The 14,264-nt window shown below is 55.0% G+C and carries 16 protein-coding genes and 1 pseudogene; 10 read left to right on the forward strand and 7 right to left on the reverse strand.

What is annotated here, in order from left to right:
* Nucleotides 1-3 precede the first annotated feature (3 nt).
* The gene (locus tag C446_RS01380; RefSeq protein WP_049919962.1) at nucleotides 4-378 is read right to left on the reverse strand and encodes a CBS domain-containing protein; all 375 of its coding nucleotides are present in this window, start codon (nucleotides 376-378) and stop codon (nucleotides 4-6) included.
* A 138-nt stretch (nucleotides 379-516) separates the two neighbouring features.
* On the opposite strand from C446_RS01380, the gene C446_RS01385 reads away from it, so the two are divergent.
* Nucleotides 517-2,349, forward strand: a complete 1,833-nt coding sequence (locus C446_RS01385; RefSeq protein ID WP_006671256.1) for an acyl-CoA dehydrogenase family protein — start codon at nucleotides 517-519, stop codon at nucleotides 2,347-2,349.
* A gap of 78 nt (nucleotides 2,350-2,427) precedes the next feature.
* Nucleotides 2,428-3,078 carry a hypothetical protein gene (locus tag C446_RS01390; RefSeq protein ID WP_006671257.1) on the forward strand — a complete coding sequence of 217 codons (651 nt, stop codon included), beginning with the start codon at nucleotides 2,428-2,430 and terminating at the stop codon, nucleotides 3,076-3,078.
* Nucleotides 3,079-3,167: 89 nt separating this feature from the next.
* Here the strand turns inward: C446_RS01390 and C446_RS01395 are convergent.
* Nucleotides 3,168-4,140, reverse strand: a pseudogene (locus C446_RS01395) (IS1595 family transposase).
* A 43-nt stretch (nucleotides 4,141-4,183) separates the two neighbouring features.
* On the opposite strand from C446_RS01395, the gene C446_RS18385 reads away from it, so the two are divergent.
* Nucleotides 4,184-4,870, forward strand: coding sequence for a DUF6610 family protein (locus C446_RS18385; RefSeq protein WP_152419333.1), 687 nt, complete (start codon nucleotides 4,184-4,186; stop codon nucleotides 4,868-4,870).
* Between the two features lie 3 nt (nucleotides 4,871-4,873).
* Here the strand turns inward: C446_RS18385 and C446_RS01400 are convergent, their stop codons facing one another.
* The gene (locus C446_RS01400) at nucleotides 4,874-5,146 is read right to left on the reverse strand and encodes a PadR family transcriptional regulator (RefSeq protein WP_006671259.1); all 273 of its coding nucleotides are present in this window, start codon (nucleotides 5,144-5,146) and stop codon (nucleotides 4,874-4,876) included.
* 111 nt (nucleotides 5,147-5,257) lie between these two features.
* On the opposite strand from C446_RS01400, the gene C446_RS01405 reads away from it, so the two are divergent.
* Together C446_RS01405 and C446_RS01410 are read left to right on the forward strand one after the other, a co-directional pair.
* Nucleotides 5,258-5,449, forward strand: a complete 192-nt coding sequence (locus C446_RS01405; RefSeq protein ID WP_006671260.1) for a hypothetical protein — start codon at nucleotides 5,258-5,260, stop codon at nucleotides 5,447-5,449.
* 52 nt (nucleotides 5,450-5,501) lie between these two features.
* Nucleotides 5,502-5,885, forward strand: coding sequence for a TRAM domain-containing protein (locus C446_RS01410; protein WP_006671261.1), 384 nt, complete (start codon nucleotides 5,502-5,504; stop codon nucleotides 5,883-5,885).
* Nucleotides 5,886-5,905: 20 nt separating this feature from the next.
* Here the strand turns inward: C446_RS01410 and C446_RS20745 are convergent, their stop codons facing one another.
* From C446_RS20745 to C446_RS01425, 4 genes are all read right to left on the reverse strand, one after another.
* Nucleotides 5,906-6,055, reverse strand: coding sequence for a DUF7837 family putative zinc-binding protein (locus C446_RS20745; protein ID WP_455349889.1), 150 nt, complete (start codon nucleotides 6,053-6,055; stop codon nucleotides 5,906-5,908).
* A 115-nt stretch (nucleotides 6,056-6,170) separates the two neighbouring features.
* A complete protein-coding gene (locus tag C446_RS01415; protein ID WP_006671262.1) occupies nucleotides 6,171-7,517 on the reverse strand; it encodes a DUF790 family protein in 1,347 nt (448 codons plus the stop codon).
* Nucleotides 7,504-8,916, reverse strand: coding sequence for a DEAD/DEAH box helicase (locus C446_RS01420; protein ID WP_006671263.1), 1,413 nt, complete (start codon nucleotides 8,914-8,916; stop codon nucleotides 7,504-7,506). The genes C446_RS01415 and C446_RS01420 overlap by 14 nt, the downstream gene beginning before the upstream one ends.
* A gap of 64 nt (nucleotides 8,917-8,980) precedes the next feature.
* Nucleotides 8,981-9,340 carry a hypothetical protein gene (locus tag C446_RS01425; RefSeq protein WP_006671264.1) on the reverse strand — a complete coding sequence of 120 codons (360 nt, stop codon included), beginning with the start codon at nucleotides 9,338-9,340 and terminating at the stop codon, nucleotides 8,981-8,983.
* A 60-nt stretch (nucleotides 9,341-9,400) separates the two neighbouring features.
* On the opposite strand from C446_RS01425, the gene C446_RS01430 reads away from it, so the two are divergent.
* The 5 genes from C446_RS01430 to C446_RS01450 form a co-directional block, all read left to right on the forward strand.
* Nucleotides 9,401-10,258 (forward strand): hypothetical protein, encoded by an 858-nt coding sequence (locus C446_RS01430; RefSeq protein WP_006671265.1) that lies wholly within the window; start codon nucleotides 9,401-9,403, stop codon nucleotides 10,256-10,258.
* Between the two features lie 53 nt (nucleotides 10,259-10,311).
* Nucleotides 10,312-11,274 carry a hypothetical protein gene (locus C446_RS01435; RefSeq protein ID WP_006671266.1) on the forward strand — a complete coding sequence of 321 codons (963 nt, stop codon included), beginning with the start codon at nucleotides 10,312-10,314 and terminating at the stop codon, nucleotides 11,272-11,274.
* Nucleotides 11,275-11,736: 462 nt separating this feature from the next.
* A complete protein-coding gene (locus C446_RS18390) occupies nucleotides 11,737-12,309 on the forward strand; it encodes a hypothetical protein (RefSeq protein WP_152419334.1) in 573 nt (190 codons plus the stop codon).
* Nucleotides 12,306-12,755 (forward strand): hypothetical protein, encoded by a 450-nt coding sequence (locus C446_RS01445; RefSeq protein ID WP_006671268.1) that lies wholly within the window; start codon nucleotides 12,306-12,308, stop codon nucleotides 12,753-12,755. Before C446_RS18390 ends, C446_RS01445 begins: the two co-directional genes overlap by 4 nt.
* A gap of 417 nt (nucleotides 12,756-13,172) precedes the next feature.
* Nucleotides 13,173-14,264: DUF499 domain-containing protein (locus C446_RS01450; RefSeq protein WP_152419335.1), on the forward strand; the 1,092-nt coding region annotated here is incomplete at its 3' end.

Here is a 14,264-nt window from a genome sequence, read left to right on the forward strand (position 1 = left end):
GTCCTACGAAAGGTGGGCAGTAACGTCCGTCGAGGACACCATTCCGACGTAGTCGTCGTCGACGACCGGCAGGTGTTTGATGCCGTACGTGGTCATCATCGCGGCGACCTCCTCCATGTAGAGGTCCGGCGCGGCGGTTTCGACGTCGGTCGTCATCACGTCCGAAACCTCGAGTTCCATCGGGTCTTTCCCGTCGGAGACAGCGTCGAGGACATCGGTACTGCTGACGATCGCTCGTGGCGTGGTCCGGACAACGAGCGCGTTGATGTCTTTCTCACGCATTCGGCTGGTCGCTTCCCTCACCGTCGCGTCGGCCGCGATCGTCTCCAACGGCGTCGACATCACGTCTTCGACGGTCGTTCGGTCGGCGGCGTTCATAGCCGTCCCGACGACGCCGCCAACCATGATAGTTTCCCACAGGGCTATCGGCGGAGCGAGTCACGGAGAAACGATCGAACACCGACGAACCGTTTGTTTGCCCCGGTTTTATCGACGTTCGTGAAGGAGTACCACGACATGAGTTCCGCCATCGACTACGGGTCGTTCGAGGAGGGACGCCACGTCAACTACTGGACGCTCGATCGGACGATCCAGCGGGAACTCCGCTGCATCTACGCCGAAGACGAGTTCGAGTGGGCCGAGCCGCGACTCTCCGAATTCGGCGAGATCGTCGGTCACACCGTCGCCGACAACGCCGACTACGTCGACGACCACGGGCCCGAACTCGAGGCCTACGACAAACACGGCGAGGTTCAGAACCGGGTACGCTATCCCCCCGAACTGCTCGAGACCGAACGGGTCGCCTACGACCGTGGGATCGTCGCCGACGCCTTCGAGACACCGCCGGGTCGCGACGAGCCGATGCCGCTTGCCCACAACCTCGCGATGCAGTATCTCCTCTCGTATGCGGAGCCGGGGTTCGACTGTCCGGTCGCGATGACCGCCGGTGCGGCGCTCGTCCTCGAGAAGTTCGACGACGGCTCCCTCGCCGAGTATTACGAGGCGCTGACCAGCCGCGACTACGAGGGGTCGATCGAGGGTGGGATGTTCCTCACCGAGAAGCAGGGTGGCAGCGACGTGGGGGCCACCGAGACCCGCGCCGAATACGACGAGGAGGCGGACTGCTGGCGGCTCACCGGCGAGAAGTGGTTCTGCTCGAACATCGACGCCGAGGGGACGCTCGCGCTCGCCCGAACCGAAGATGCCCCCGGAGGAACCGACGGGCTCTCGATGTTTCTCGTCCCACACGCCGATCCCGACTGCTCGGAAGGGCCGTGGACGAAAGGCGACCGACTCGAGGACGGGCCGCTCGTCCCCGACGCGGTCAACGATCAACGCTATCGGCGGCTCAAGGACAAGCTCGGCACGATCTCGGTGCCGACCGGCGAGGTCGAGTTCGACGGTGCCAAGGCTCACCTCGTCGGTGAGGAGGAACGCGGCTTCAAGCAGATGACCGAGATGCTCAACGTCGAGCGGCTGTCGAACGCGGCGGCGTCCTGTGGCATCATGGGCCGGGCACTGCTCGAGAGCAAGATACACGCCGCCAGCCGCGAGGCCTTCGGCGAGACGATCGACCAGTACCCGCTGATGCGTGCGGATCTGGTCGATATGGCCGTCGACCACGAGGCCGCGACGACATACGTCTTCGAGGCCGCGCGGCTCTTGTCGGAACGCGAGCGCGCCGAACGAGCGGGCGAAAGCGCCGAGGACGCCTACCGCCTCATGCGCCTGTTGATCCCCGTCGCCAAACTCCGGACCGCCCGGATGGCGGTCGACACGGCTTCCTACGCGATGGAGATTCAGGGCGGCAACGGCTACGTGAACGACTTCGTCACCAACCGCCTCCTGCGTGACGCCCAGGTGTTGCCGATCTGGGAGGGGACCGAGAACATCCTCTCGCTGGACGTCCTCCGGGCCCTCGAGCGCGAAGACGCACACGAACCGTTCCGCGAAGCCGTCGAGAAGCGACTCGAGTCCGTCTCCCATCCTGCTCTCGAGGACGCCGCGGAGACGGTCGAGAGCGAGTTCCGCGACCTCGAGACCGCGCTGGTGACGCTCGCCGGTGAGGACGCCGAGTACGCGCAACTGTCGGCAAAGCGTCTGTCTCACTACGTCTTCGACGTCTTTACGGCGGCGCTGTTGCTCGAGGAGGCACAGGAGCAACTCGAGGACGGTGAGGGACGGCTTGGGCTGGTCGCGAACCGCTTCGTCGCGACCGAACTCGAAGAGCAGGAGGCACGGGGGATCACGAGCGGCGATCGATTCCCGCTGGAGCAGTTCGACGCCGTGGTCCGGTACGCCTCGGTCAGTCCGGAGGCACTTACGGACACCGTTGTGGCCGACGACTGAGTACGTAGGAGGTTTCGTGTCTTGTTCGAAATGGATGACACAACGTACTAGTGAAAACGAAATCAATCCTCTGTGTCGATGAAGCGAAGCGTTTTGACGGCGACCCTTCTGATAGTCGGCATTTCGTTACTGCTGAACCCCCTGTATCTCTCTCCCGAAAATCCGTACGGGGAGGCAACCGAGGTCACGTACGAAGTCGCCGAGATTGAAACGCAAGTCGAGGCCTCACAGGCGCTCAGTTTGTCCGAGTCGATACTGCAGTGTGGAGGCAACGGCGAGCGACCCTGTGCGCTTGAGCGCGAGGTTCTCGAGCGAGGACAACTCGAGGTCGACGGGGACCTCTCGGAGGAACAATCCGACGGCCACGACGTCCACCAGCGCCAGAACGCGAGATACGACGTCGTCCAGTTCGACGAAGGGTATTACGTTCCCGAAACGACCCAGTCAGACGAAACGACGACGCTGTCTCTCCGCCACGTTTCGGAAATGGAGGGACTCGAACACGCCGCGATCCCGAGCGACGAGGCGTCCGACGACGTCCAGACTGCGGTCGAGACGGGCTCGGTTCGACTCTACGACGAGCGAATCCCGGAGTTCGAACAAGGGCAGCCGATCGAACACGAGGGCAATCTGTACGCCGTGGATGCGGTCAGGTATGACGGGACTCCGGACGCAGACCTGCTATTCGCGCGTCTGATACTGTTTCGCTCTTGTGTAGCACTTTGTTGATTTCACAGCGTAGCTTTGACAGCGTGTTTGAGCGCTTCTCTCCCTGGTTTCCGCAATAACTTNCGCTCTTGTGTAGCACTTTGTTGATTTCACAGCGTAGCTTTGACAGCGTGTTTGAGCGCTTCTCTCCCTGGTTTCCGCAATAACTTTCGTCGAAGTTGGAACGCTCGGAGATACTGTGTGAGTTTATCTTTTGAGATGCCTCGATGAGGCGAGAGCCACGGTCGCAGCAGCGATCCGTGGCTCTCGCAGGTATTGACGTGAACGTCTTCGTCGGCGTATTCACCGTCGCCGTGGACGACGTATTCGCGGTCGAATGCGTCGTCCTCGGCCAACGGGTCGTAGGCACGAAATCCATCGGTGTAGACAGTCNTCACCGTCGCCGTGGACGACGTATTCGCGGTCGAATGCGTCGTCCTCGGCCAACGGGTCGTAGGCACGAAATCCATCGGTGTAGACAGTCAGTGGCTCCTTCCCGCGGTTTGAGAGAAGGAGCCGGATCGTCGATTCGTCGGCTGATTTCGCTGGGATCACGTATCGGTCGCTGGTTCCACGATCGACGATCGTGAACACAGGCGGTTTGTCCTGCTCGTACGATCCTCGCCCACGCGTGGACAGGCCACGCGAGCGCGACGGTCGGTCGCGCTCGCGGCCTTTCATCCCTGCAGAGACGTAGACTTCGTCGATTTCGACCGGTCCGACAAGGTCAAGCGAAGGCGCGTCGAGCGCCTTCGTGAATCGTTCGACGCGCTTGTAGATCGTTTTGTACTGAACGTCGATCTCTAGCTGAAGTTGGCGAAGACTCGTGTTAAATCGGAGAAACGCGTAAATCGAGAACAGCCACTTCCTGAGCGCAACTTTCGAATGGGCAAAGATCGTGCCGGTCTTGTCGTTGAACGTGCGGTCGCAATTCTTACAGAGATAGCGCTGAAAGTGCCCATAGCTGCTGTTCTTGACCGTCAGATCAGAACGGCAGCGAGGGCAAGTAACACCGTTACGCCAGCGAACCTGCGCCNAACGGACACCGCTGACGCGGTGTCCTTGCTCTCTTCGATTCCACAGCGACAGCTGAGCAGTATCAACAATCTCCTACAGAAGAGCGTTTGTGGATTTCCCGTTCAAGCGGTTGGAAGAGGCGGAGGTCTCGGTTGAGGACGTGTTTGAACCCTATCTACAGGTAGTGAAGGAAGAGCAGCCTGAGTTCGCCGTAATCCCAGACATCAACAATGGCGTCACGTTCGAGGACGCGCTCTCGCTCGCGTATGAAGTCGCTCCACATTGCGAGACGTTGGTCATGGTGCCAAAGTCAGTTCACCCGTCGCGAATCCCCGACCACATCCGCGTCGGCATTCCGTGTCAGTCCAAGTTTGCGGAGTCACCGTGGAGTATCGACGATTATCGAGGGTGCGACGAAATCCATCTTTTTGGCGGTTCACCGCATGACCACTACGAGATTGTTTTCGAAGAAGGACTGATTCAAGTCGAAAGCATGGATACCAGTGTGCCCGTATCGTCCGCACAGTGGGGTGACGCGTGGGTTTTGACTGATGAGGGGCCTCGTTGGAAGCCAGCTGAAGGTGGGGTGTATGGCTGTATCGAATCGACGTTTCGTGAAATGTGCCGTGTATTTAACCGAGACCGCCCCTCAACGCCATCAAAACGGCACTGGGTTCCACGTCCACATCGAGGACGCTATGAGACAATTGGCTACCCCGATGACGACTTATTGCACCCAGAGGACAGTCAGCCCTTTGCAGGTCGAGAGTATCACATCACGAGGCGTACTGCCTAATCATCAGTCGATGTATTGTTGTTCCCACTCACGCCGCTCTTCGATAACTTCCTCCCCGTTCTTCGTGATGTTGTAATAATTCGTACGGCGGTCGAGCTCTCCTTTCTCGACGAGTTCCTTGTTGACAATCGCATCCAGATTTGGGTACAGCCGCCCGTGGTTAATCTCGGAGCTGTAGTACTGCTCAACCTCGTCTTTCAGGTCTTGACCTGATGGTCGGTCTTCACCAGCGATGACGTAGAGCAAGTCACGCTGAAACCCTGTGAGGTCGTCCATGGCCCCACATCCGCATGAGTCAGTTTTGTTACTAATGACATACAGAGATTAAGTTCCGCGTTCTGCCCCACTCCAATAAAACATTTAACATATGCTCTGAAAATCGAACATATGTCGGACAACAAAAATAAAATCGAAGTCGAAGAAGAGACCATGAAACTTTTTCGTGAAATTGCAGAGGCTGAGGATAATTCCTGTAACAAGCAACTCCTCAAGATGATGGTGGTCTACACTACCAACAATCTGATTTCCAAAACCGAGAAGCTCCAAGAACTGCTAACAGAGGAAGTTCAAGAGACGTAATAGTGTTAACAAAATACCTATGTCATCTCTCTCGTAATCCATACGGAAGCAGATGGAACTCTCTGATGACTTACTCTGCTTGTACAGTGAGCGAGTCACCGAACGAAACGGAACCTACGTAATTGAGGTACCTAAGCGTGAGGTTGAGGTCGGTGACGTGCAGAGCGGTGAGGTCTACCGAGTCGCCATCGTTTCTTCCGAGTCACCTACCCAAAATGAGCGTGACGAACAAGACGACCGACCCCAGCGACCGCCTGTCAAAGAGGACGATATTCGAGAGGTTGAGATAGAGGATGTCGGTGACCAAGGAGATGGTATCGCCAAAGTTGAGCGCGGCTATGTCGTAATTGTTCCTGACACGGCTGTTGGTGACCGAGTGACAGTCCGCGTGACTGAAGCACGGGAGAACGTTGCGTTCACAGAAGTTGTTAACTAACAGCTCAGCTATAACTTCTCCTACTGCGGATGCACAGGCTCGTTACACTCGTCGCATTCTGCATACAGCCGCTCTTCCCCGTTTACTTCGTATTTGAGGATAATCGCATCACTGCTGATTGATGAGCCACAGAGGGGACATGTACCTAGTTGTGAGGGCGATGGTGGCATGAGTGTCAAACGGGGAGGAACTTGGAGCGTGTGACAGGGAATCCAAGTTCCATGCTCATTTTGGTCACCAACCAGCAAAAGAGCTAGGATGGCATAGTGAAAGTGAAGAGTCGTCCTAAGAATTATTATTTATTGGTTGTGAATGGGTATCGGCCATCTCTACGAGGTCATAGACATGGATGCCCGATTTGAACCACAGAACACGGTCATCCATTCCCTCAAAATCCTCTGATGAGCAATCTAACCGCTCGGAGACGGCGAGAAGGAGGTTATCAGCATCTGCTTCCCGTATCTTCGTCAGCTTATCATCGAGGTACTCAGGAGTCCAAAACCCGACAACCTCCAGAATTGCTCGGCAGCCATCGGGGTGTTCGAGGGCGAAATCGGGTATCATGACCTCTGCACCTAAGTCCAGTACGTCATCTTCTCGGACGAGTTCCCAGTCTGTGTTTGCTCGTTCCCACTTCTGAGCGAGGGTCCGCTCTACGTCGCTGTCGAAATCACCCTGTGCAGTGTAGTGGGATGAGAGGTCGTCGGTGTGGTCAAGTTCAAACGTGAGAGTAGTGCTTGTGGCCTCGTTGTCGAGAATCTCGGCTTCCATCTCCCAACGGTTACACAGGGGGAGCGCAGGGAGGAAGTTCGCCATCCGAATTCCATACTTCCGCGACTGGGAGAACAGCGACGCTGGACCGTCAAGTATCGCTTCGTACCCATGAGCAGCGTCTGTATCCGCTACACGGTTGCCAGCTCCATCGATGGGATAGATGCGGTGCATTAGCCCAAACAGCTTGACGTAGCTAAACACAGTCCCAAAGGAGTCCCAAACTCGAATCTTCATCCGTGTCGCATCGTACAGCACCGCTTGTGCGAGCGCGAGATTGTATCGCGTGAGAAGCCAATCAACGGTGATTGCGTCCTCGGCATAGGACTCTTCGCTGTCACCAGTCAATTGCGTCGTCGTTGAGGTCTCAGCTGAATCCTCATGCCCATCGGAGACGTGGTGTCCAAATCGAACGAGGCGCTTGTTGTCTTCGAGGTCTGCATACATACCACGATAACACTCTTCAAGCGAGATACCCAGTTTATCAGCAACAGTGCTGTAGACTTCCAACTTCTGCGTGTCCTCTCCGAGCGTTGGCTGATGGACAATTGGATACGTCTCGTTGGCCTTCTCAAAGAGTCGCTGGCGAATTTCCTTCGGGTCAGCAGCGGCAACGGTCTCGAACTCACACTCGTCCTTCAGCAGCTTCGCCAGTCCTTGGACGATTTTGTAGTCCGTGTCTGCGATGGTGAGCTGGTCAATCGTCTCCTCCAGCTCTCCCTTTGGCTCATCCAGGTGGTCCTCGAATATCTGAATGAGCTCCGCTGCTGTCTCGCGATACTGTTGGTCGTCCGCGTCGATGAACAGCGGTTGTACTGTTCCGTTTCGCGTACGGGAGCGAGCGAGGTCAGCTGTCAGCACTACTGCTCACCCCTTGACGGCGGCGCGTGGAAACGTACTGCTCTTTAGTGTCTTCAGTGATAATTTCGTACAGGCGAGCTGGCTGTCGGTCATCTGTGGGGCGGAGAATCCGTCCGAGCCGTTGTGCGTACTGCCGCTTCGAGGCACTACCAGAGAGAATAATACCGACGTTTGCTGCAGGCACGTCGATACCCTCGTCAAGCACCTGTGACGTAACCAGCATCGAGTACTCGCCCGTGCGGAAACGCTCTAGAATCTCCGTTCGCTCGTCTGTCTCAGTCTGGTGGGTGATACACGGAACGATGAATTCCTTCGAGATGTCGTAGGCGAAATCGTTGTTGGCGGTAAAGATGATGGTGCGGTCATCGTGGTGGCGCTTCAGCAGATTATCGAGCGTATCCAGTTTCTTTTCGGCAGTACGGGCAATCTCTTCGGCTCGTTGCTTCGCGACGAGGGCACGGCGACCTTGCGGGTCGTATGAAGACCGCTTGAGAAACTCCTGATAGCCTCTTTCTTTCCAGATGTCGAAGTCGTGGTTGTCCACGTAGTCACGGTAAATTTGATACTCCTCATCGTACTTCTCGCGTTCTTCGGGAGTGAGTTCGACCTTCAGGTGGATGGTTTCGTACTCACTGAGATACTCGCCTGCGAGCTCATCGACGTTCTCTTCGTAGACGACAGGGCCAATCAGCTCTTCCAACACTTCGTGCTCTCCATCAGCACGCTCGTAGGTAGCGGTGAGTCCGAGCCGATACGGAGCGATAGTCATCTCGGGTATTTGTTGGTAGGTCGGCGCTGGCAGGTGGTGTACCTCGTCGATGACGAGCAGGCCGAATTGGTCACCGTACTCGTTGATGTAGCGGTATGCACTGTCATACGTGGTCACCGTGAGTTCAGTCACATTGTGGCTGCCACCTCCGAGCACGCCGACCTCGTTGGGGAGTTGGTCGCCGAACGCGTTCGTGAGTGTGGCGTGCCACTGATTCATGAGGTCAATGGTGGGGACGACAACGAGCGTGCTGACACCTGCGTCAGCGATGGCTTGCACAGCGAGAAAGGTCTTGCCGCTGCCCGTGGGGAGTACGACGGTCCCACGGCGGTCGTGGTCGTTCCACGCTTCTAACGCAGTCTGCTGGTAGTCTCGTGGCTCAATGGCGACGGAAGGGGTGAAATGGAAGTCGGCGTAGCTGCGAGCTGTATCTTCAATAGATGCTACAGCCGCTGTGGATTCAGAGAGAGTTGCCTGCCCATCATCGTTGTCCTCCGCCAGCTCAAGCAACTCTCGGTAGTGGTGTGCTTGTGCTCGATACTCGTCAACGCGGTCATCCCACTCCGCGTAAGGGATAGCATCAGGAGCGTCTTTGAGGAGAAGCGTGCCGTCATCAAACGAGATGCGCATTCAAATCTCTCTATGCAAGTGCGATACTTGTCCTTGCTGGGTGAGAGATAACTCGGCAAGAGACCTACGCTGGGAGCTCTTCAGCGATTGAGCGAAGCTCGCTCTTGGTCGGCTGTCCCCCAATCTCAACTGTATGGTCGCCAACCCAGAAACGGAACTGCTGGTGATTGACATCGAAGTGAAGTCCGCACGAAACGTCGGGGTCTGCCTGTCTGTACTCCGATTCACTCACGTTCTCACCGCTTTGGAGTGTTTCGAGGAGGTACTCAGCGACGTGCGGGCGTTGCTTCATCGCTAGGATATGGTCGGTTGCTACGTGTTTCAGGACTTCCTCACCTGTGCCGTACCCTTCACCGATGAAGTAGAATTCGCCGTTAAAATCGTACGAATCGATTCTAACAGTAAGCGTGTAAGTATCGGTCATACACTGTCGTCGTCGTCCAGCGGCACAAATATTACGCCGACAGCTCTGTAGAGACAAGTAATGCCAAAAGACCGACGGCCTGATGCAGTTGAGCTGGAAGAGCTTGACGAACAGTTATCGACCGCTGGCGACGGAGATGTGACCGCACTCACACAGGCAGTAGCAACATACGAGACACGGTTAGCGTCGGCACACGAGGCAGAGGAATCTGACCGCTACCGAGGAATCACCCGAACGTATCGAGACCAACTCATCACCGTGTTGGACGATACAACACAGGCAGAAGGGTGGGAATTGCTCGAAGAGTTCCTCAACGCGTACCACCCAGAGACAGCTGATGAGTTCCCACACGTAACGACAGTACTCCAGAACGTGGCTAGTCGTAATCTCATTCGGGTGCGTCTCGCAGACGGGATTGATGCTGTGCCTGTTACTGTTCTCGACTACTTCGACTCGATTCTGAGCGAGGTTGGGGAGGGATATGACTTCATCAACGAGGGACTCCATCCGTATGGGTGGGGAATCGGTCATCCCGACCACTCCGTTGCTGACCGTATCCATGCCCATGCAGCAGAGGATATTTTCGTGGTGAATCCGATGCTGGAACACGCGTTTTACGCCGACCAACACGCCGCTATCGAGGTGTCAGAGCGAATTATTCACGACGATTCAATTCAGGAAAAGATGCAGTATCCTGCTGGTGAAATTTCCGAAATTCGGTACCTACTGGATGCGCCTGCGGGTGCAGCAAGCGATTTTTGGCCGACAGTGCCTCGTTACTGGGACTGGCACGAGGAGTTGGATTACACCTTCGAACTGGATGGCGAGGTCGAGCAGCGTCTTCGAAATCTTGTGGTCGAGGAGGGCCTTGATACTGACCTTCCCGATGATTGGGAAGTCGGAGACCTTACTATCTGATGGAACCAGCCTCAGCACTACTATTTTGACTCTATAGCCGCCATATACTTCTAATGCCATTTAGCGTCAGTTGGTCTACGCTGCTGGAAGAGTGCGAAGAACTCCCGTCAGATGCAACACTTGTCACCCCGAATGCCCACAAGGAGTTCCGTCTCACAGATGTACAGGAACAACGCATAATCATCGAGTTCCCAGACGGGGAGTCACGACCACTCCAGCGAGACCAGTTCGAGACTCTCTACCAACGTATCTACGAGGCAGATGGAGGATACGACCTTGGAAAACTCCCTGTGGGTGCTGAACCCTATGCCGCCGTGCTGAGTCTGCATCCACGGTACGAGGTGAACGAAGACCGTGGGGCCATTATCGAGTCGGAGACTGCTACCACAACACAGCTCGTTGACGAGGGTGCTGAGGACGAAAAAACGGAACGAAAAGAACCCGACCTTGATGTCTATGCTGATGCGCTACTCCTTGTTGACGCTCTTGAACGGCATGAGGTAGAGTCACTAACGGAACTCGAAACAGGGACGCTCGTTAACCTCTACACGCTTCTCTCTGATGTTCAGCGGAATTCGAATAATCTGCGGCAAGATGTCGCTGATGTATTGCTCGACCGTGTGCATCACGACCAGCCTGTCCACAGTCAGTACGGCTCGGTACAACGGACTTCGCGGCGAAATCGCTCACTCAAAGATGAGGAAACCGTCCTCAAAGTACTGGATGAAGCTGGTGTAGACCGTGAGCGAGTCATGAGCGTAGACCGCAGCAAAGTTGACGAGGTACTCGACGTGGTGACAGTCCCTGCGTCCGCTGTTTATGACATTGAAGAGCAGGAGTACGTGCGTAAGGCCGAAGTCAACGAGGATACCAAGGAGACGCGGCTTCAGGGTCTCAAGGACAGTCTGGCAACAAGTGATGAGCCAGAGGCTGAGGAACTACGAGAGGAAATCGAGGAGCTGGAGTCCAGAATCAACGAGTTGACCGAGTTCCGTTCAGGACAGACGTTCTCATAACCTATGCGATAGATTTCATCAGAGACTGTCGAATCCGAAGGTGTGTGAAGAACAGACGAAACGAGGTGTGTCTATGGGTTTTACACTTGCGAGACGGTGTGTGCAAAAGGTATCGGAACCGAAAGTGTGTCCGCAAAGGTGTCAACTATTACAGTCGGATTCAGGAGGGGAGATGGTTACTCAGTGATGGATAGCCCCATGACGGGCTTGTCGGTCAGCGGTTTAAACCATCTGAAACGTTTGACACACGGTGCTTTCTCACACGGGTTTCACACGGTCCACATGGTTCACTGTGTGCCGTCGTATCAGGTATAATATCAAATGTCGCGGACTAATCGGCCCGGTGTTTTAAGTGTAGATAATCCTATCCCATCAATATAATAAAATGATAAGCAATGAGATGAATAAAACTCTACTGATGTTGCAGAAATCGACGGTGAGCTTGCGGACGCAATAATCGAATTGGAACTGGACGAATTCATTATCGAAGCGGGCAGGGAGTATGGAAGAAGTCTACTGGGAAATACTGTGTTGGCATATGTCGAGATTGGACGTACTCAACAAGACCAACAAGACAATGAGGAGGTCTTGTTCACCGTTGCCCACACAGTAGGTCAAGATTGGATAGTTATCCGTGAGATTCCAGGACTTCATCGGACAATCCTCGGGCATTTCGAAAATGCCTATGGCGCTGTTGGTGTTGTTAGACAGCACCACCCTGCAACGGACCCGCTGAGGGGTGCAACACCGACGTATCCAGAAAAGCTGATTGAGGAGGTCAATCTTGAACTTGGAACCATCCTCAAAGAACGTGAATTGACAGAATACGTTACTGAGATTGATATAGAGTCTCAAGAGGTCGTTCTCAGTAGCAACAATCGGAGTCCAAAACTCCACCTCCGTATTGATAATGAATCAGAATGGAGCGCTTGCATATCCCACGAGTACGGTTTTGATGCATTAGGTACGTGGGAGAGCCTTGATGCTGCGATTGATAAAGTGGAAACAAGGCTGCAGACGGGTGATGAACAATGACTGCTATTCCAGAACCAGACCTCCCTTCCAAGGAAGGAGAGCCAATCATCGACGATAATGTCCAATTCGTTGGGGGAAGTGGTGACCTTCGAATCGAGGATGGGAAGTTGATTGCGCCAGAGTTTATTGGCTCGGACTATGGGTGGACACGTCTCCAGTATGCCTCCTTCTTTCCCGAATCAGAGTCGCAAACAGCGAGTGCGACGCTTGTCTATGGTGAAACGCGCAGGGTAGGATTGACGTACACCGATGATGGTCATGCCATCACTATTGATGTTGAGTTTGACAAGAAACGAGATGGCCAAATGTGGCAGCGGGCCGTACGTGAGGTATATGATGACTTCGAAGTGGCTTTTAAACGATATACCGAGGTAGTCAAAGAGGGTCTCATCGATGTGTCGCCTATGGAGATGGGTTCTCCATCCAGCAACACGGATGATGGCTGAAGCGGTAGAGTCTGCTCGACGGATTCATTGTAGGGGGTTTCTTCAAAGTAATTCGTTACGAGGTAATGCACGTAGGGTTCGGTGTTGACCTGTGTGGAAAGCATCACAAATGTGGCAAAGTCGACAGTAAAGGTTTCGAACCCACCGCTTTCGCTGGCGAGCTGATAGCATTGTATATGATTTTATCGTCTCATCAAGACACCGTCTAGGGACTATTCAGTTCTAGTCGGCGCGGAGGTATGAGGCACTATTTTGTATACCCTGTTGCACGCTTTCGAAATTAGGGCCAAAAACCAGATGATGTTGCAGGTTTCTCTGAACAGGGTTGGCTACTAATGCCCACATCCGGGTACCAAGCATCAACTAATTTTGCACATGCAACGGGCTATTGTAGGTTGGATACATGAGTCAACTCGAATGAGTGACGCGTCACCAGAATCGGCAACCGGTAAAGGAGAATTGCCGTCAATGTTCGAGGCGTGTACGCCGCGAGAAGATGTTCTTATTGGAGAACTCGCTGAGGACCAGTTTGCTGCCAGCCTCGCTGATGTCGCACACTCGAACGATGCGCCAGCAGTATACGCTGACCCGAAACTGTTCTTCGAAAAGACATACCCTACCGACGGACTGCAAGAGCTTCTGGGCCGGCTTGCAACCCGATTTGTCTCGTACCAGGATAACGAGTACAGCGGTACAAACGGAGTGCTCCGCCTTGACACATCGTTCGGAGGAGGCAAGACCCACAACCAAATCGCTGCATACCACTTAGCCGAACAGCCGGAAGCTGTCCCCGACCTTTCTGATTTCGTGGGCGAAGAGGAGACAGCTGACGCCTATAGTGACTCAGCGGCGCTCGGACTTGACGTGAATACTGCTGTCTTCGTGGGCACACACGTTGACGCCACGAGTGCGCGATGTGACTATACCGACCCAAACGCACCGGAAACCAAAACGATGTGGGGCGAACTCGCTTATCAGCTATTCGGACAAGAAGGGTACGAGTTCCTCCGTGAAAACGATGAACAGCAGTCCCCTCCAGGGAGCCAAAAGCTCGAACGCCTGTTTGACCGTCACTCCGACCCCTCGCTCATTCTCATCGACGAAATTGCTGCATATCTCGAACAAACGGCAGCAGTCGAGGTCGGTGACTCAACGCTCGCCAAGCAGACAAATACGTTCCTGATGTCGCTACTCTCAGCGACCCAGAACACGGACCAGTTGACAGTCGTACTAAGCATCGCAGATACGGCCTTCCATGACCGGGCTGAAGACGTCCGAGGTCTCGTCTCCGAAACAATCTCAGAGTTCAACAGCATTACCGACCGGACCGAGGGCTCAATTACGCCCACAGAGGACAACGAGGTGGCATCGGTTCTCCGCCATCGGCTCTTTGAGGACGTTCCGAAGTCCGCACGTACGTCTGCCGCCGATGCATATGCATCGTTTTACAATGGTGACCGTGAGTCATTCCCTGAGAGTGCGACATCAATGGAGCATCGGGAGCGGCTC

The organism is Halobiforma nitratireducens JCM 10879 (genome assembly GCF_000337895.1).
Lineage (GTDB): Archaea > Halobacteriota > Halobacteria > Halobacteriales > Natrialbaceae > Natronobacterium > Natronobacterium nitratireducens.